The organism is Streptococcus sanguinis (genome assembly GCF_900635155.1).
Taxonomy (GTDB): Bacteria; Bacillota; Bacilli; order Lactobacillales; family Streptococcaceae; genus Streptococcus; species Streptococcus sanguinis_G.
Map to the genome: position 1 here is coordinate 1,263,222 of NZ_LR134002.1, position 18,321 is coordinate 1,281,542.

The window sequence follows — 18,321 nt, forward strand, 5'->3', positions numbered from 1 at the left end:
TTTATTTTTTCTGTGCAAAATACTCTTTCATAACCGATACGAAGTCTTCTCCGACCTGAGTCAACTCCACATCTTCTCGCTTGACATAGACCATGTGGTTGTCCAAGTTGTCACGAAGCTTGATGACAGTAATACCATTTACACTATTGCTGTCCAAAAAGCCAGATCCAGTCGCATAAGCATCGGTTCGCTCCAAAATCCCATTCAAAGTCGCTCGGTCAGTCACATTAAACATTTGGGAACTGGCACTGGTATCGACAAAATTCTCTGAATAATAGAGATACTCGTCCTTTTCCTGAGTAAAGCGAACAGTCGGCAAGGCCGCTAAATCTTCCATGACCAACTCCTCCTTCTGAGTCAGAGGATGATCCTCCCTCAGGTAAATGTGGGTCTGAAAAGGAATCAACTCAATTACTTCCAAGCCCAGCTTTTCCATCCGCTGCATAATACCCTTGGTATTCTGGTTATTGAGGTAGATAATGCCGATTTCACTATGGCCTTGCGCGACTTCGTCCAGAATCTGTACAGTTGTTAACTCAAAAATCCGGAAGTTCTTATACTCAGGATAGGTCTGAGAAAATTGGGTAATCAAAGGCGGCAGAAAGTCATAGTGTTGGCTGGCAATAGAAAACTCATCCCGCTCTTCCTCGGGATTTGCATATTGATTTTGAAAAACATCAAAACCCTTGACCAAGTCTTGAGCCTTTTCATAAAACTCCATTCCTCGGCGAGTCAGAAAAGTCCCACTGCTGGTCCGACGAAAAATCTTGAAGCCCAGCTCTTTTTCCAAATCACGGACAGAAATAGACAGACTAGGCTGGCTGACATACATTTTTTCCGCTGCTTCTCGAAAAGTCCCACTGTTAGCAATGGCGACCACATAACGCAATTGTTGAATATTCATAACATTTTCCTTCTTTACATATCGTCTCATTATACCATAAACCAAGGCAGAACAAAAGAAACCAGCCGTAAGAAGCTGGTTTATCCTTTGAACTTAATGAGCAACCTGAGAAAAATTTGCTATTTTTCTTTTAGATAAACAACCTCTGTCATCTCTTTGAAGCCTAGCTTTTTATAAAGTTTCAATGCTCGGGTATTCTGCTTTTCTACGACAATCTGAAAGTCCTGTCCATTGCGCACATTCAAATCCTGCATACTTGCAAGCAAGAGATAGCTTCCTAGCCCCTGTCCCTGAAAGTCTTGATCAACCGCCAAGCCAAAGAAATAATTGGTACCAAAATCCGTATCAACTGACACAGAAGCTACAACTCTACCATCTTTCTTCAAGATGTAAAGCAGACTGGAGCTACTGCTAATGGATTCTTGGGCGTATTTCAAAGCAACATCTAGCGGTGTCTCAAAGACTTGGGACTGAAAGGCTGCAATCTCTTCTGCCAAGTCCAAAATTCCTTGCAAGACCTCTATCCCTTCTCTCTTTTCCAGAGGAAAAGTTTGAGCAGACTGCGTCAGCCAGATTTCAGCTTCACCCTCTTGGTAATCAAATCTCCGAGCAAAATCAGCTTGATCGTTCAAAAAGGCCTGCTCTGCTACATACTCAATCTCGGTCAAGTCATACTTATCAGCTACTTTTGCAAAAGCAGCTAGGAGCTGATTAGCCACACCCTGACAGCGATACGCCGGCAAGACATAGAGAGAAACCTCTGCTTGACTAGGTTCATCCGCATAGACTGATAAAAAACCGATGGTCTGGCCATCCATCTCAGCCAAGAAGAAGGCTGGCATTTCAGGATCTGCATTATAATTATTATCCAGATAGGGCAGTCGATAGCCTCCGTCTGCCTTATTACACTCTTGAACTAATTCAAACAATTCCTGCTTTTCTTTCTCAGGTAATGCACTATAAATACTTATCTGCATCTGTCTCACTTCTTTCCAGTATTTCTTTCTATTCTACCACGAATAGCCCTGTCAAGCCATTCAAAAAGGGGCTGGAAAAATCCAGCCCCAATCTCGCTAAGTTCGTTTTTATTTTTCAACGTGGTCAGCAAGTTCTTCCTGGGCTTTTTTATTTGCCGCAGTAGCTTCTTCTTTCCATTTTTTCTTAGCCGCTTCGTATTCTTTGGTCGTTACAACATCCTTCTGAAGCTGGGTCAGCTTGAAGTTGTAGCCTGAACCTTTGACACCAACTGGTGAATAAGCCTTTTTGAATGGGACTGATTTAGTAACTGACGGTGTTGCTCCCTGAGAAATAGTCGGGATAATCAAGCCGCTATCCAGCAACCAAGCTTCTGCTTCTGCGTATTTTTCGTAACGCAGTTGCACATTGCTCGTTTCAGCATTAGCTTCTTCCAGCATCTTAGTATAGGTATCCAAGCCCAGCTCTTTAATCTTATCATTGTCTTGACCTGGTTCAAAACCAAAGTTTTGCAAGCTTCCGCCGTTCTTAATATTAAGAGTATCAAGATAGGTAGATGGGTCTTGGTAGTCACCAGTCCAACCACCAGTAGACATATCATAGTCTTTCTGAGCAGCAGAGTTAGCAAAATAAGTGATATTATTAAGATCGTCTGTGCTCATCTTTTGCAGGTCAATGACGACATTTTCCGCTCCAAGAGCCGATTCGATAGACTGCTTGGTTGAGCTAGCCCATTGAACGCCAATGGTGCTAGACTGATCCACTGGCATATCTAAGTGAATCGGGAATTCAACTCCCTTAGCCTGCAAGGCTTGCTTCGCTTCTGCAAATTTCGCCTTAGCTTTTTCAGGATTATAGTATGGATCTTGCGCGTCAGAGAGGTCAATTCCTTGCCATTGGCTACCATAATTAACTAATTTTTCCCCAACAACAGTTCCAAAATCCTTGTCGCCAATTTGGACAAAGCTAGGCGGTACCAAGGTATTTCTCAAGACCTTAGTCGCTCCGTCTTCACCATTCCCTTGCGCTCCATAAGACGTACGATCAAAGGCAAAGTTGATAGCCTGACGGAAGTCTTTGTTCATGATTGCTTCGTTTGTAGCAGATTTTTGAGCGTCTGTTGTTTTAGAAGTATGATTGTAAGACTGACGATTGTAGTTGAAATTATAGTAATAAGAAGTAGAATCCTGCGGGCTGTAAACAATATTGTCCGCATATTTCTTCTTGACTGAGGCAAAGCCAGAGCTATTCGGATAGAGACGAGCTGTGCTGTAAACGCCATCGCTGAAGTTACGGATCAGTGCTTCCTGATCATTTCCATCGTAGTAGGTCAGCTTGATACTATCCAGAGTGACATTGTCTTTGTCATAGTAATTTGGGTTTTTGACAAATTCCATCACAGACTTGGAAGTCAGAGACTTGAGCAAGTAAGGACCATTATAGAGGATGCTAGATGGCTTGACTGAGCCAAAGTTGCTTCCTTCTGCTTTCAGAAACTCTTCATTGACTGGGAAAAGAATCGTACTGGTCGTTTTAGAGTTCCAGTAAGGCTCAGGGCGAGCCAGAGTGTATTGCAGAGTGTGGTCATCAATAGCCTTAACACCAACATTGTCGAAATTCTTATCTTCACCCTTGATATAAGCATCCAAGCCCTTCACAGAATCCTGAACGAGATAAATAGCTTCAGAATTTTCATCTGCTGCATACTTCAAGCCAGTCACAAAGTCCTGGGCCTTTACTTCTGCATATTCTTCACCATCGGATGTGTACCATTTAGCATCATCACGCAGCTTATAAGTATAGGTCAGGCCGTCCTTAGAAACTGTCCATGACTTGGCGATTGAGGGAATCAGGTTCCCGTACTTGTCATTTTCAAAAAGTCCATCGACCAGGTTGGAAATGACATCACCTGTCGTTGCACGGTTTGTAGCAAGATAGTTCAAGCTATCAGGGTCTGAACTATAAACGTAAGTATAATTATTTGTGCTAGATGAAGACTGGCTACAAGCCGTCAGCAATAGCCCGGCACTCAGTGCAACTCCAGTCGCAATCAGCCATTTAGATGCTTTCATGGATAGAACCTCCTTTGATGTTACATTTTATAACATGAACTATTATACCAAAAAACGTATAAAAAGTAAATAGTAAACCGATGACTGTTGAGTAAAATATCTAAGGATGGGTGCTTTTAGCAAGCTCACAAAGCTTTCCGTTACCACATTCCTGCGAATTGCCGCATAAAAAGGAAGAATCCACTTTTACTGCAAAGTTGCTTTGGATTCTTCCTTTTTGTTATTTTATCAAGAATGACTAGAACTGTTAGAGGTTTAACAATGCTAGCTCGTTCTTTTATTTCTTATAGTCTTCGGTACGATAAGCCATACAGATAGACAACTCCAAACAAGAATAAGGCACCCAGCAAGACTAAGAACAAGCTGCTGTTGTCTCCTGTTTTAGGAAGCTGGCCAAACTGTGTAGCCTGCTGACTTAGTTGCCGACGAGAACTTACAGGTTCAACAGAACGCAAACTCAACTGCGGAGGATTTTGTTGACCTGGAATCCCGTTCTCCCTAGCTGCAGCAACCTGAACAAGCTCCTTGTAATAACCTTCTCCCATACTGAATTCTCGGTCTTGACTGTCAATCAAGGTTAGAGACACAACCGGACTGAACTGTCCTTCTACTATGCCTTTCAAGCCAATCTGAACTGGATTGGTATCATTAGCTTTTTTAGAAATCAAAACAGTATCACCAGAGATGGTATAGTCTGGACTAGGGAGAATGCTGAAATGCTGATTATCCATCTTAAGAGCAAGACGGTAGTCATTTTTCTCTAGACCATTTAATCCACTCAGGGTAACCGTAGCTGTAAAAGGCTGATCTAGCTGAGCAGATGCAGGGACATTGACTTTGATATCCTTAACTGGATCGGTATAAAAGAGACCATGCCCGATAGGATAGGCTACCTCTTTCTCAGACATGATGCTATCCTTGATACGCGGCACATTTACTGGTAGCGTTCCAACATGTTTTTGACCATTGAAAATCACTTCCACTCCAGCTGGGATATTAGGACCAAAAGCATTGTCCGGCTTCAGGGACTCGGTCGGATCCATGCCCTTGTTTCCATAAACTGCTACAATAGCCTTGGCATTAGGATAATTCGCTACATCATAAGGTTTGGAAATGCTCATGACAGCTGCTTGCTTTCCACTTGCATTTGCATAGTCTACAACTTCCGTCGGAACCCTTGTCAGCCAGAAATCGCTAGCCAGTTGAGATTGACGACCAATTTCAGAGATTAGGACAAGGTGAGTAGCCTGGTCAATCTTTCCTTTCAAATCTTCCAACTTGGTTGTCTTGCTGTAGTTCAGCGCTTCGTATGTGACACCTGCCGGAATCACTCCGTCAGCTATCAAACGCTTGACACCCAACTCTAGTCCAGGCACTTCATCGTCATAGGCTGCTAACAGCAAAATTCTGTCGCCAGATTTGACCTTAAAGGGCAGAACAGTATCATCGTTTTTAACTACCGTTACTGCACTAGCAGCGATTTTTCTCTCGGTATCTCTGTTTAACTCTGAGCCAACAGTTGCTTCAGCCTTGGCTTGGGTTCGCTCAGATGGGTCAAAGTCTAAAACACCCCGTTTTTCTTTTAGATTCAAGATTCGCGTCACTGACTCATCCAATCTGCTGACTGGAATATCGCCTCTCTGAACCGCCTGCTCAATATCACTGATAATCTTATCAATCTTGGCCAAATCACTCTTGCTGCGTAAGACAGTTGGCATCAGAACTACATCCACACCTGACTTAATAGCCATGATAGCCGCTTCAGATTCTCCGAAGTTTTTGGCAATCGCATCCATGCCCATAGCATCAGATACTACCACTCCCTTGTAGCCGAACTTTTTACGAACAATGCCGGTAATAATGTCATCTGACAAGGTGGCAGGGATATAAATGGTTTCCCCAGTTTGCTTAGATATAACCGTGTCTTTTTCGATCTGAGGATATTGAATATGAGCTGTCATCAGCATATCAGCGTTTTTGTCAATGGCAGCCTTGAAAGGCAGCAACTCCAGAGCTTCAAGCTCAGCATATGACTTATCTACCAGAGGCAGACCAGTGTGAGAATCCACCGCCGTATCACCATGCCCAGGAAAATGCTTAGCCGCTACTGCGACATTGTATTTCTGAATCCCCTCCATCATAGCCGTTCCCAAACGAGCAACAACCTTAGGATCTGAAGAGAAGGAACGCAAACCAATAACTGGATTCTGCGGATTATTATTTGTATCAAAAACCGGAGCAAAGTTGACATTCAAACCTAGAGCCGATAGTTCCCGTCCGATAATTTGACCTGCTTGATTAGCCAATTCTGGATCTCGCGTCGCTCCGACTGCCATGTTGCCAGGAAGAGCTGTCCCGCTGCCCAAACGATAGACGATACCACCTTCTTGGTCTATAGCGAGCAAGAGCGGCAGCTTGCCATTATTAGCTTGGTTGCTAATAGCTGCTTGCTGCAGAGCCTGAGTCAAGGCTAAGGTTTGAGCAGTTCCCTTCACATTCTCAGCAAAGAGAATGACACCACCAAAGTCGTATTTATCAACCGCTTCTGCCACTTCTTTATTAAGCTCCGTCATATCGGACTGGGCGGCTTGGCCCTCTTGCTGCCATTTTCTGAAGTCCGGCATCAACATCTGTGTAATCTTCTGACGAACTGTCATATCCGCCACAAGCTCCTGTACTCTCTTAGAAGCCGAAGGTGCATCACTCGCCGCCTGACCTTGCGCCTGATTGGCACCTGAAGAAACTTCTGTAGCCTGGGCAGTCGCTGGCTTGGCAGAAGCTTCTACCAATTTACCCGCGTTTGCAGCTTGACTTGAATCATCTGCTTCAGTAGTTGCGACTGACGGAGCATCAGAGACCGGCAGAGCTTTTGCAGCAATCTGACCATCATGACTTGGCGTGCCCCTAACCCCTGCACTACTATCAGAAGAGTCCGTTACAACTGCAGCACTTGCTTGCTCAGACTGGTTAGCAGATTCAGGCGACTGATTAGCCGTATCTGCTTTTATGGCTCCCAATGGCCAAAAAACTAGCAATGACAAGGCAAGTACCAATAGCAATTTATACCTTTTCATCATAGGCATTCTCCTTTCATCCCTATAATAATAGCACAAAAAATTATGTTTGTAAACGTTTACATATTATCTGATTCTTGTTTGTTTTTATCACCAATTAGTAATATAATCTCTATAAAAATGAAATAATATTACAATATTATAGAAATGTTACAGAGGTATAATTTTATAGAAACAACATAACCTAACTGTTAAAAATGAGATTCTTTAATCTTATACTAACAGTTGCATAGAAAGGATTTGCTATGAGACAAGAAAAGAACACTAAAGCAATGTTCAACCGACACTACTTGCTGGGTCTTTCACTCGCTTCTGCTGCGACTTTGGCAGCTGCTTTGATTTCCACCGGAACAGTCCAAGCGGAGAACAAGTCAATCCCAGACTGGGCTTCTAGGCGTGAAGTTGGTATTTACGATCCTAGTGTACCCGACATTGAGGACGACCCTACTATCTTTGATGATTCTGAACCTATCAAAGTTCCGGAAGCACCTAAGCGTGAGTTCCCTGGCGCTTTTTATGATGAGTCTGGTGAAAGAATTGAAAATAGAATCGTTCTTCACGAGGGTAAATACTACAGGGCGGACCGCTATGGTAATACATACAAAGTTCAAGATGACCCAGCTGAACAAATTCCGACGAATCTAAAAAAATCTTTCTATACCAGCCCAACTGGGAAGACGTATTATTTCGACGAAAAAGGACGAAGGGTCATCAATACTTACACTATTGATGGCAAACTATACTTCTTTGATTCTAACGGAGAAATGGTTAAAAACAGATTTGTTAGTTACTCTGAATATACTTATTACTTTGGTGAAGATGGAACAGCTTATGAAAACGGTCTTTTTAAGATTGGCAAGTATTACTATTACTTTGGTGAGTATGGTGAACTTTATAGGGAAACTATTGTCAACTACAAAGGAAAGACCTATTATGCAAATTGGTATGGCGTTGTCAATATAAAAGACGAAGAAGTTACACCATAATGAAAAACACCAGAAATGAGAACGTGTGTCTTCGTTTCTGGTGTTTGTTTTATTCAAAACCCCTTTAATGGGAAATTCATTTTTTAGCAGATGGTTATTGTTCTTCTGATTTTCTTACACTAATACCTAGCCCCAATCCAGTCAGAAGCAAACCAAGCCCCACAACACTATAGACTGCCTTTTCGCTACTTCCTGTTTTAGGAAGAGACTGTTCAGATTTGGCCAAAAGTGTTGGTGCTTGAACATGATAGACGGTAGATGTAGGCATTGTAGTACGACGTTCAAGATAGAATTGATAACTATCTTTTATGATTTTATAGTAACGAGCTTCATTGACACTTTCAACAATCCATGAAGTGGTTCCTTTTGTTAGAGCATCAGCTAGGTTATTTTCGATATCAAGCACTCTGCCTTCTGTTGCAAAATTTTTGTAAATTCCCTCAATCGCTTTTACCGTTGCTACGGTTCTTTCTATACCAGCAGCCTTCAAAGCCGCAAGTGTATCAGCAACCGTTGGAATTGAAGGGTCTTCTTTCATTTCAGCATCTGTTAATAAAACGACGAATTTCTTATTTTTAGATGACTTAGACCAATCATAGGTCGAAATAATCTGGTTCAGGGCAGGAGTTGGTGTTTCTGGAGTATCTCCTCCACTCGCTATACGAATCGCAGCTAACGCTTTTTCGAGCTCAGCCGGATCAGTTGTAAAATAAGATGACCCAAACCGTGTTAGAACCGTATCTTCATCTTTGCTGCCAGAATTACGGCCGTAAACTTCATCACTAAATGTTGCCAAGCCAAAACGTGCTGTAATCCCCTCTTTAGTAATATTTCGTACAAATTCATTAATATTTGCACGAACAATATCAATTGTGCCACCCATGGATCCTGAACGGTCGACAACAAATACAATATCAGCTGAACCAGCTTTTGTCACAGTTGGTGGCGTTGAGGTGTAGGTAATAGTTGTAGTCTTATCTACTCGCTCATACTGCGTATAGGGATTTCCATTTTCATCTGTGCCAGATAAAGTATTTTCAGTACGTCTAGTTATTGGCTCTGGCGCCTTATCAACCTTTGCCGGAGCCACTTCTGTCTTTGTAACATCAACAGTCGACATTTCTACACGGACTGTTTGATTGCCTTCTTGACTTTCTTTGACATCAACAGGTGATACATTTTTTGAGACATCGATCAAATCTCCTGGTTTCGCTGTAGATTCTTCAACAACAGGTTTCGTCGTATCAGCAGCAATTTCAGCACCAGCAGCTTCAATCGGAGAGCTTACTGCTTCAGTTTTTGCTATACCGCTTGATGAAGGTGGTGTACCAACCTGGTCTGCAAAAACATGCGAAGCTTGTGAAAAGGCAAATAGAAGAGTTGCTGATGCTAATCCAACTTTTAATTTATATAATGAAAAGCCTGGAAGTTTAAATGATTCTTTTTCCATAATTTCTCCTTATCTTTTTAGATTTAGAAACGTGATTGCATCTATTTTATATAGAATAACATAAAAAAATAGGAGCTGCAAGCGATTTCAAATTTTTATTAGTCTAAAAATTAAAATTTTAGAATATTATCAGAGTTTATATGCTAAAATTGATGAGCAACATCATGAATTATTAAATAAATGCTTTATCGTGCCGTCTCTAATAAGAAATCCCCATGCTCAATATCCGAGCATGGGGATTTCTTATTAATTATTTAGCGATTGGGTAAACAGAAACTTGTTTCTTATCGCGTCCTTTGCGCTCAAAGCGTACTACGCCTTCAACTTTTGCGAACAAAGTATCATCTCCGCCGCGTCCAACGTTGACACCTGCATGGATGTGAGTGCCGCGTTGACGGTAAAGGATAGAACCACCTGTTACGGTTTGACCGTCAGCTGCTTTAGCTCCCAGACGTTTTGCTTGTGAATCACGTCCGTTAGATGTGGAACCTCCACCTTTTTTGTGGGCGAATAGTTGCAAGTTAGCAAGATTCATTTTTAACATAATGTTTTCCTCCGTGTTAGTTTTCTGTGATAACTCTGGTTTGGACGAACTCAGATGAGTCCTCCGATAAGTTTGCCATTCCTAGGAAAAATGATTCAAAGAAAAGCTGAGTCATCTCTCTCTGGCTCGGTGCAATATCTGTCGGGATTTCAACCCGTAAGAATCCACCTTCATCTTCGTTTAATTCTAAGGTCGGTTCGTAGCCTGCGAATTTCTCAACTGAATTGACAAAATTAATGGCGAGCGTCGAAACGGACGCACACACGACATCATAGCCGTATTCGCCACTCGCGGCGTGACCTGTGATTTCTGCACGCCTCAGTTCGCCATCTTCGGCTCTTTCAAAGACTGCGTGTATCATTTAATCTCCTTAAAATTAAGCGTTGATAGCGTTGATGACAACTTTTGTATATGGTTGACGGTGACCTTGTTTACGATGGCTACCTTTTTTAGGTTTGTACTTGTAAGTAACAACCTTCTTTTGCTTGCCTTGTTTTTCAACAGTTCCGACAACAGAAGCTCCAGCAACAAGCGGAGTTCCGACAACAGTGTTTTCACCACCAACAAGAACAACTTCGTCAAAAGTAACATCTTGACCAGCTTCAGCGTTTAACTTTTCAACGTAGATTGCTTGACCAACTTCAACTTTAACTTGTTTTCCGCCAGTTTTAATGATTGCGTATGTGCTCATTATGCACCTCCTATGATTTTTAGGGTTTCCCCGGATTTTGTGAAGACTCGCCTAGCATCGTGGGACGAACCACTTAAGAGAAAAGCTCTAAGTATAACAAAGAATAAACTAGGAATTGAGCCGAAGGCATAACTTGTGTTAGGCAAGGCGATAATGACGAAGTTTAAATTTGTTATACGACGAGCAACGATGTTCGTGCGGTTGCACAGGAATGTGCATAGTCAACTCTATAAGTATAGCACTTCTGCAGCTCTTTAGCAAGCTTTTTCATCTCATGAAAACGGATTTTCAAGGATTATCTTTAGATTTTGTTCACTAATGAACTAGGACTACTTCACCCTTGCTATTTAAATGAACGGGAATATTTGTTGGCGTTTCAAGATTTTCTTTTAAAAATTCTGCCTCATACTGTGTGGCATCGGAAATGTTCACTTTACGAGTCCCTTCTTTTGTTTCAACTATGAAGATAAGATTACTGAATATCTTTCTTCCATACTTACCAGTCGTAGTATGTATATCTATATCGATTAAGCGAACAATATCAGGGTGCACGTTTTGTTCTTTGAAATATTCATAAACATATAGAGCTTCTATAGGTCTATGAACTTCATAAAAAACAAGAACAAGAATCGTAATTGGTAAACCAAAACCAAGAACTAATACAGATTTAACTGGGTTCTTTTGATATTCTTTGCTAATAAGAGCTTTCCAAGAACCTGCTTTTAATTTAGCAATATTTAAACCATAAAAAACAAGGAAAGTAATCAATACGGCTAACAAAGAATGTGAGAAGACACCTAACAAATATGATTCCCCTGGCACCTCTCTTAACAAAGCATTGTCATAGCCGTCTTTCTAAGAAAATGATTGAAGCAAGCCTCTCGAAAAATAATCCCAATATCCCATCTCAAACTCCATCTAGTATTAATTTTGTTACAAATCAGATAAATATTATTTTCTATTGTTATCTGCTAACTGCTTTACTAAATAATTATTAGTTCAAAAAAATTCTAAATATAACGCCGTACCCTATCTTGATAGTCTTGATAAGCTTTCCCAAATCTTTCAAGACACCAGCGCTCCTCAGAGAGGATAATCCAGTGGGCCGCAGCCTGAAAAGTCACTAAAATCAGAAAGAAAATCATTGATTTGGTCAAAAAAGCTATTCCCAAAAAACAAAGAAAGTAAGCTATATACATGGGATTACGGGAATAGCGATAAAGGCCCTCTGTATTCATGCCGTTTGCATCTGGTCTAGTGAAATCCCTCATACTGATAGCACACAAAGCCAAACCAAGCAGGTAGATAGCCACTCCAGCATAGAAGAAAACAGAAAAATCAAACTTGATTTCAAGCAAAACAGGAGTTATGAACAAGGCTAGATTGCTCAATTGATAAATCATATAAGCTATCTTTTCCTTTCCTTGTACTGGTGCAAAATAAGCTGCGCGTGACAAAGCGTTTTTGCCGAAATGACCTAATAAAGGAAAACGAATCAGCAGAAAAGGAATTAAGAGAAAAACAGCAAGCATAAACGTCACCTTCTCTCACTTTTACAAGAGCCCTTCAATCAACTCATCCACTTCGTCGATCTCAGCTTCTGGTCTGATTTCTGTAATCATAATTCCTGCTACAGCACGTTCTACCAAACCTTCAACATCTAGGCGAGTTTCGTACTTCTCAGCATTCTTGATTTTCGGATTGGTTTTAGGCCGGTCTGGCGCAAAAATGGTACAGCAGTCTTCAAATGGCTGTATAGAGATTTGGAAAGTATCAATTTTCTCTGCAATCTCAATTATTTCCAGCTTGTCCATCGTCACAACAGGACGGATAACCGGTGTATTGGTCACGGCATTGATAGCCTGCATACTCTCAATGGTTTGACTGGCCACCTGACCAAGACTTTCTCCGTTGATAATGACTTGAGCGCCTCGCTCCTCTCGAATCCGGTCCGTAATCCGCATCATAAAGCGACGAGTCAGTGTCATCAGGTAGGCTTCTGGAGCCTTGGCCTTGATTTCCTCCTGAATCTCTGTAAAAGGCACTTCGATAAACTGGATGTTGCCACCGAACTTGGTCAATTTTCGCGTCAAATCTTGAGCTTTTTTCAACGCACCTGGACTGGTGTAAGGCGGACTGGCAAAGTGAACCGCCTCGATATCTACACCGCGCTTGAGAGCAAGATAGCCAGCCACCGGTGAGTCAATCCCACCTGAGAGCATGAGCATACCCTTACCTGAAGTACCAACTGGCAAACCTCCGGCACCTCGAATGGTCTCATAGGAGATATAGGCTGCTTCTTCGCGAATCTCAACGCGCAGTTCAATATCTGGCGCTTTCATTTTGACCTGAACATTTGGAATGGCCATAAAAACAGCGTCTCCCAGAGTTTGGTTAAGCTCGCGGCTATCTAACTCAAAGCTATGGTCACTGCGCTTGCTGGTAATCTTAAATGTCATCCCTTCCTGATAGACTTGCTTCATGATGGTTTGAACAGCTTCAATCAAGGCTGGTACAGACTTTTTAACCCTATAAGATGGTGAGAAATTCTGAATCCCAAAAATCTGCTTGAGTGATTCAGCGACCGGCTGATAATCGGTCCCTTGCAGATAGATATGAGTGCGGTCACGGTCGGCCTTGACATGGACCTGCGGATAGATTGATAAGACTGATTGGATATTGCGTTTGAGTTTGTTGATAAAGCGCATGCGGTTCTTGCCCTTGGTTGAGAGTTCACCGTAGCGTACCATAATTTCTGAATAATGCATTTTTTACCTTACTTTTCTTGTTTTTTCGTAAATAATTTTAAAGTTTGTCAAAAACTGCTCCATCTGACTCATATCGTTGTCAAGATCCAAACTGATACGGACAGCTGTCTGAGCGAGCGATTTTTCTACTCCCATGGCGATTAAGGTTCCTGCCGGCTTTCCAACCTTAGAAGAGCAGGCACTGGTAGTCGAGATATAAATCTCGTAGTCTTCAAAAGCATGGACTATAACTTCCCCACGAACCCCCTTGATACCAAAGGTTAGTATATGTGGCGCGAAATCTTCTATGTCTGAGAAAATTACCACATCTGGATACTTCTGCAACTCTTCAAGGAGAATCTTCTTCATCTGAGCCGTCCGCTGGGCAGATACTTCTTGCTTTTCCATAGACAGCCTCAGAGCCTTGGCCGTCGCTGCAATACCAGCTAAATTTTCTGTCGTTGAGCGCTTGTCCGCCTCCTGGCCGCCACCGGTCAAGAGGGGACTGATTTTCTTGCCAGACTTGATATAGACAAATCCTACACCCCGAAGACCGTGAAATTTATGACTGGAAAATGTCGCAAAATCCACGCGATCCGTCAGATAAGCAGCTGTTGGAATCTTCGTAACAGCCTGTACAGCGTCCACATGAAAGGAAATAGTCGGTTTGTTTGCTAGCAGTTCGGATATCTTCTGAATGGGCTGGATACTGCCAATTTCATTATTGACAGCCATGATGGAGACCAGAGTAGTGTCTGGTCGAATCAACTCTGCTAACTTGTCTACATTGACAAAACCTGCCTTATCCACTGGGGCAAAATCTATTTCAAACCCTTGGTTCTGCAACCAGAGGGCTGATTCTTTGACCGCGGGATGCTCAATGTTGGATACGATGATGTGTTTTCCAAAAGGAATCTTTTCAAAAGCAACTCCTTTAAGCACCCAGTTGTCCCCTTCTGTTCCTCCGGACGTAAAAAAAATCTCCGAAGAAGACTTGCCTAAAAGCTCTGCTATTTGCCTGCGTGAAGCTTCTAAGAGACGGGTTGCCTGACTGCCTAAACTGTGCAGACTGGATGGATTGCCCCAGATTTTAGAAGCGACCTCTGTGTAAGCGGCCAAAGCCTCAGGATAAGGCTTGGTTGTCGCTGAATTATCTAAATAAATCATGTTCTTTCCTCTAAATTTCAATACTCCTATTGTAACACGAAAGAGAAGCTGGAACAAGAAAGAAAAGTCCTAAATTCTGCTAGAACTTAGGACTAAAAATCATCGGTCATAAAACTCATGCAGCAAGCCAAAGAGTTCCTGTTGTTGAGCTAACAAGCTCTGACCTATGGTAGTAGATTTGATGAGGGTTCGTTCCTCTACATTTTCAATCACCTTTTTCAGAGAGGTCTGAGCAAAAGGAGATTCCACAACTTTTTGAGCATTTTGGAAAGGTTGATGGGTCACCAGCTGGAAGCCATAGGAATTATTGAGCAGTGAATAGCCGGCCGTTCCAGTTTTCTTCTGATAGGCCTCACACAAACCTCCATCAATAACGAAGAGCAAACCACCACCTCGAATAGGAGATTCTCCCTTGCCCGTCTTAACTGGAGTATGACCGTTGACCATCCTAGACTCTTGAGAAAAGAGACCAAATTCTTCCAAAATCAGCTGACAGACTTTCTCAGAATTACGATAAGAAAAATAAGAATTTTCCACTTCCTTGTGGGTGCCCTTATCTTCAATGAAATAACGCTCCAAGGTAGTCATCTTTTCTTTGCCAAACAGGGGTGATAGCTTACCTTTCCAGCAATACCAAATCAAGTCAGTCGACAAATCATCACCCACTTCCTTGTTCTTGGCCGACTGTCGAATATGATACTCAAAGAAATCCAGCAATTCCTTGCCTGAATAATGGGCTTGATTGAGAATGAAAGGCTGGAATTCTCCTGACGGCTCCAGAGGAATGCAGCCGTGAAAAAGCAAGTGATGGTTGTAAATCTTATACATAGAGCCCTTGTTCATCAGAAGACTCATATGCTCAGCCATCTTAAGAGAATTTTGGAATGAGGCCATCATACTGTCTACAGCTTGATTTTCTTCTGGTGTCAAAGCTGACGGATTTTCCGGATTGATAGTTTGGAAGCAGGTGTTAACCAGGGGATGCTTGGTATCGTCAATCGTAACACTTTCTTCCCAATAATCAATCTTGTCCAGCATCACATGGTCCTGCATCTGGAATTCAGGCCGCCGTTTGATTAGTTGATTTTCCAGCTTGAACTGGATAATCGCTAAGGCTTGGTGAACCTTTTCCAGTTGCAGAATTTCCTCATCTGAAAACTCCTGCTCTCTAGCACCAAGAATAGGCCTAAACTTGGGATTAGACTGGTAAGTCTTGTCCGCAAAAAGAGTCAAGGAGCGCAGGTTTAAACCATAATCTTTCTCGATATCCCAGAGATAGCCATAGCGAGCTGCAATGCGCAGCACATTGAGCAAGCAAGCCTTGGAACCAAAAAAGGCTCCCATCCAGATAATGTCGTGATTACCCCACTGAATATCAAGAGAGTGAAAATGCTGCAGTTCATCCATGACCTGAGCACTGCCAGCTCCTCGGTCAAAAATATCTCCAACCACATGCAGATGGTCAATCAACAACTGCCGAATACTTCGGGCTAAGCCTAAGATAAAAGGCACCGCTTCCCGCAATTCAATCACATAAGTCAAGATATTCTCAAAATAGGATTTTTTATCAGCCAAAGCCCTGTCACTATAGAGGAGCTCCTCGATAATATAGGCATACTGGGGCGGCAAGGCTTTCCTGACCTTGGAGCGACTGTATTTCGCACCTGCAAAAGCCAGCAAGTTCAAGAGCTGTGGAATAGTTTCCTGATACCAGTCTTGACCTTTAGTTTCTTCCCCCAGCACAAGCTCAGGATAGGAAACCAGCGCTGACAGCCGATCCTTATGAGCTTCTGACAAGCTGTCCCCAAAACAGTCCTTAATTTTCTCATTGAGGATACCTGCACAGCTTCTCAAAATATAGTCAAAAGCAGCAAACTCCCCGTGAATGTCACTGATATACAGCTCCGTACCTTTGGGCAAGTTTAAAATTGCCTCCAGGTTGGTCAGCTCTGTAATGACCTTCTGCCGACTATCAAATTCTTTCAGTAAAATACGCTTATATTGCTCCATCTTCAGCCCTCACTCTATAACCGCTCTCTCAATCTTCTCTCTTATCTCAATTTCTTCAAATGATCTTCAATCAAGAAAGCCGTTTCCTCGATTGATTTATCGGTGATATTGATGACATGAGCCCGATACTTTTTAAAGACTTCTTTTGAGTAGTCTAGTTCTTCGTATATCTTTTCCAGATCTGTGTAGCTGGTCGACTGGGTCAATCCCAGAGAATTCAAGCGATTACTGCGTATCTTAGACAGTTTTTCTGGCTCACATAAGAGACCGATAATACGCTCTGAATCAACTTTTTCCAAGACCTGAGGCAGAGGGACTTCTGGAATCAAAGGCAGGTTAGAAACCTTGTATCCTTTATTTGCCAGATAAATACTTAGTGGCGTTTTGGATGTACGGGAGACACCCAAGAGCACCAAATCCGAATCTAAAAATCCTTGTGGTGCCTTGCCATCGTCATATTTGACCGCAAACTCAATAGCAGAGATTTTATTAAAATACTCAGTGTCCAGCCGGTGCAAGGTACCCGGCACCTCTATAGGACTGGTGCCTGTCTTTTCCTTGATAATCTCAAAAAATGGATGCATCAAATCCAGATAAGCAAGACCATTGGCCTGACTAAACTCCCTAGCTACTGCTGCTAGCTTGCCATCAACCAGAGTGCTAATAACAAGGGCATCGTCCTTGATGGCATCGCGCAGAATATCCAGCAATTCTTCTTCCTTGTTGATAAATGGAAAACGATAGCTGTTATTAAAAATAATATCTGGGTATTGGGCTGTCACTGCAGACAATAGCTTCTGCGAAGTTCCCCCCAAAGAATCTGAAATGCTGTAAACAATAATTTCTTTCTTCATGTTCATTCCTCTTATCTATTAACCTCAGCGCTTCTGGCCTCTTGAATAATATAATCCAGCAGTGCTGACTTGGTCACAGTTCCTAAAATTTTACGCTCATTATCCTCATCGATTACCGGCAGTGAATCAATGGCAAAATCCTGCAAAACTGCTGCCGCTTCCAAAATGTTCATATCCTTGTAGCAAGTTTTAATATGGGGCATTCGGGTCATGCAGACCGCTACAGGTGTGCTGTCAATGTTAGTATTGAGCGAAGCCCGCAGTAAGTCCTTACGCGACAAAATACCCAAGAGCAACTTATGCTCATCAATGACATAGAGAACATCCGCATCATACATAAATAAGGTAATAATGGCATCTTGAATAAAGGAATCATGAGATACCAAAACAGGCGAAGTCATAATCTCTGCCACTTCCTTTCGAAAGGTATCAAAAAAGAAAAGCGTCTCTAAATCCGAACCTGAGTACGCGTAACCAACTTTAGGCGTAGCTTTTAAAATCCCAACCAAGGTCAGAAAAGACAGGTCCGAGCGCAAGGTCGCCCGAGAAATATCTAGTAATTCAGAGATTTTCTCACCGCTGAGTGGCTGGTGTTCTTTTACAATTTCTACAATTTTCTTTTGCCGTTCACTTAATTTCAAATAAGACTGACTCCTTTTTTCGTTATAAATAGATGATTAGCTTGATTTCGCCTAAAATTTAGGAATTATTGCTCATATTTCATTTTCAAACATTCAAATAATCATCATTTTGTAACACATTATAACAAAAAAAGAAAAATTGTCAATAAAATAGGATGCTTTTTTCGGTTGACAAATATATGTGATGTATATTACAATGTATTTGT

At 42.0% G+C, this 18,321-nt stretch carries 16 protein-coding genes and 1 other annotated feature; of the genes, 1 reads left to right on the forward strand and 15 read right to left on the reverse strand.

The genetic code is table 11. The features are described 5' to 3' along the window. Nucleotide 1 precedes the first annotated feature (1 nt). From ELZ47_RS06505 to ELZ47_RS06525, 4 genes are all read right to left on the reverse strand, one after another. Nucleotides 2-904, reverse strand: a complete 903-nt coding sequence (locus ELZ47_RS06505; RefSeq protein WP_126435621.1) for a LysR family transcriptional regulator — start codon at nt 902-904, stop codon at nt 2-4. A 119-nt stretch (nt 905-1,023) separates the two neighbouring features. Next, nucleotides 1,024-1,881 carry a GNAT family N-acetyltransferase gene (locus ELZ47_RS06510; protein ID WP_164549569.1) on the reverse strand — a complete coding sequence of 286 codons (858 nt, stop codon included), beginning with the start codon at nt 1,879-1,881 and terminating at the stop codon, nt 1,024-1,026. A gap of 108 nt (nt 1,882-1,989) precedes the next feature. Then, complete coding sequence (locus ELZ47_RS06520) at nt 1,990-3,951, reverse strand: peptide ABC transporter substrate-binding protein (RefSeq protein ID WP_126435622.1); 1,962 nt, start codon at nt 3,949-3,951, stop codon at nt 1,990-1,992. A 284-nt stretch (nt 3,952-4,235) separates the two neighbouring features. Next, entirely contained in the window at nt 4,236-7,034 is a 2,799-nt protein-coding gene (locus ELZ47_RS06525; protein ID WP_164549570.1) for a glycoside hydrolase family 3 N-terminal domain-containing protein, read from the reverse strand. A gap of 236 nt (nt 7,035-7,270) precedes the next feature. Here ELZ47_RS06525 and ELZ47_RS06530 point away from each other — a divergent pair, with 236 nt between their 5' ends. Then, complete coding sequence (locus tag ELZ47_RS06530) at nt 7,271-8,011, forward strand: hypothetical protein (RefSeq protein ID WP_125330952.1); 741 nt, start codon at nt 7,271-7,273, stop codon at nt 8,009-8,011. 94 nt (nt 8,012-8,105) lie between these two features. Here ELZ47_RS06530 and ELZ47_RS06535 read toward each other — a convergent pair whose 3' ends face one another. From ELZ47_RS06535 to ELZ47_RS06585, 11 genes are all read right to left on the reverse strand, one after another. Next, nucleotides 8,106-9,461 carry a vWA domain-containing protein gene (locus ELZ47_RS06535; RefSeq protein WP_125330953.1) on the reverse strand — a complete coding sequence of 452 codons (1,356 nt, stop codon included), beginning with the start codon at nt 9,459-9,461 and terminating at the stop codon, nt 8,106-8,108. Nucleotides 9,462-9,711: 250 nt separating this feature from the next. Next, on the reverse strand, nt 9,712-10,005 hold the full coding sequence (gene rpmA / locus ELZ47_RS06540; protein ID WP_002895619.1) for a 50S ribosomal protein L27: 294 nt from the start codon (nt 10,003-10,005) through the stop codon (nt 9,712-9,714). Between the two features lie 16 nt (nt 10,006-10,021). Then, nucleotides 10,022-10,366, reverse strand: coding sequence for a ribosomal-processing cysteine protease Prp (locus tag ELZ47_RS06545; RefSeq protein WP_002930300.1), 345 nt, complete (start codon nt 10,364-10,366; stop codon nt 10,022-10,024). A gap of 15 nt (nt 10,367-10,381) precedes the next feature. Continuing rightward, nucleotides 10,382-10,696 (reverse strand): 50S ribosomal protein L21, encoded by a 315-nt coding sequence (rplU, locus tag ELZ47_RS06550; protein ID WP_002904398.1) that lies wholly within the window; start codon nt 10,694-10,696, stop codon nt 10,382-10,384. Nucleotides 10,697-10,729: 33 nt separating this feature from the next. Next, nucleotides 10,730-10,909, reverse strand: a sequence feature (ribosomal protein L21 leader region). A gap of 102 nt (nt 10,910-11,011) precedes the next feature. Beyond that, nucleotides 11,012-11,500 (reverse strand): hypothetical protein, encoded by a 489-nt coding sequence (locus ELZ47_RS06555; protein ID WP_223323996.1) that lies wholly within the window; start codon nt 11,498-11,500, stop codon nt 11,012-11,014. 206 nt (nt 11,501-11,706) lie between these two features. Then, nucleotides 11,707-12,228 carry a methyltransferase family protein gene (locus tag ELZ47_RS06560; RefSeq protein WP_125330954.1) on the reverse strand — a complete coding sequence of 174 codons (522 nt, stop codon included), beginning with the start codon at nt 12,226-12,228 and terminating at the stop codon, nt 11,707-11,709. 21 nt (nt 12,229-12,249) lie between these two features. Continuing rightward, nucleotides 12,250-13,464, reverse strand: coding sequence for a tRNA uracil 4-sulfurtransferase ThiI (gene thiI / locus ELZ47_RS06565; RefSeq protein WP_125330955.1), 1,215 nt, complete (start codon nt 13,462-13,464; stop codon nt 12,250-12,252). A 3-nt stretch (nt 13,465-13,467) separates the two neighbouring features. Next, entirely contained in the window at nt 13,468-14,610 is a 1,143-nt protein-coding gene (locus ELZ47_RS06570) for a cysteine desulfurase family protein (RefSeq protein WP_125330956.1), read from the reverse strand. 99 nt (nt 14,611-14,709) lie between these two features. After that, nucleotides 14,710-16,620, reverse strand: a complete 1,911-nt coding sequence (locus ELZ47_RS06575) for a fructose-1,6-bisphosphatase (RefSeq protein ID WP_125330957.1) — start codon at nt 16,618-16,620, stop codon at nt 14,710-14,712. Nucleotides 16,621-16,661: 41 nt separating this feature from the next. Beyond that, on the reverse strand, nt 16,662-17,480 hold the full coding sequence (locus tag ELZ47_RS06580) for a pyruvate, water dikinase regulatory protein (protein WP_125330958.1): 819 nt from the start codon (nt 17,478-17,480) through the stop codon (nt 16,662-16,664). A gap of 5 nt (nt 17,481-17,485) precedes the next feature. After that, the gene (locus ELZ47_RS06585; protein WP_125330959.1) at nt 17,486-18,115 is read right to left on the reverse strand and encodes a CBS domain-containing protein; all 630 of its coding nucleotides are present in this window, start codon (nt 18,113-18,115) and stop codon (nt 17,486-17,488) included. Nucleotides 18,116-18,321 lie beyond the last annotated feature (206 nt).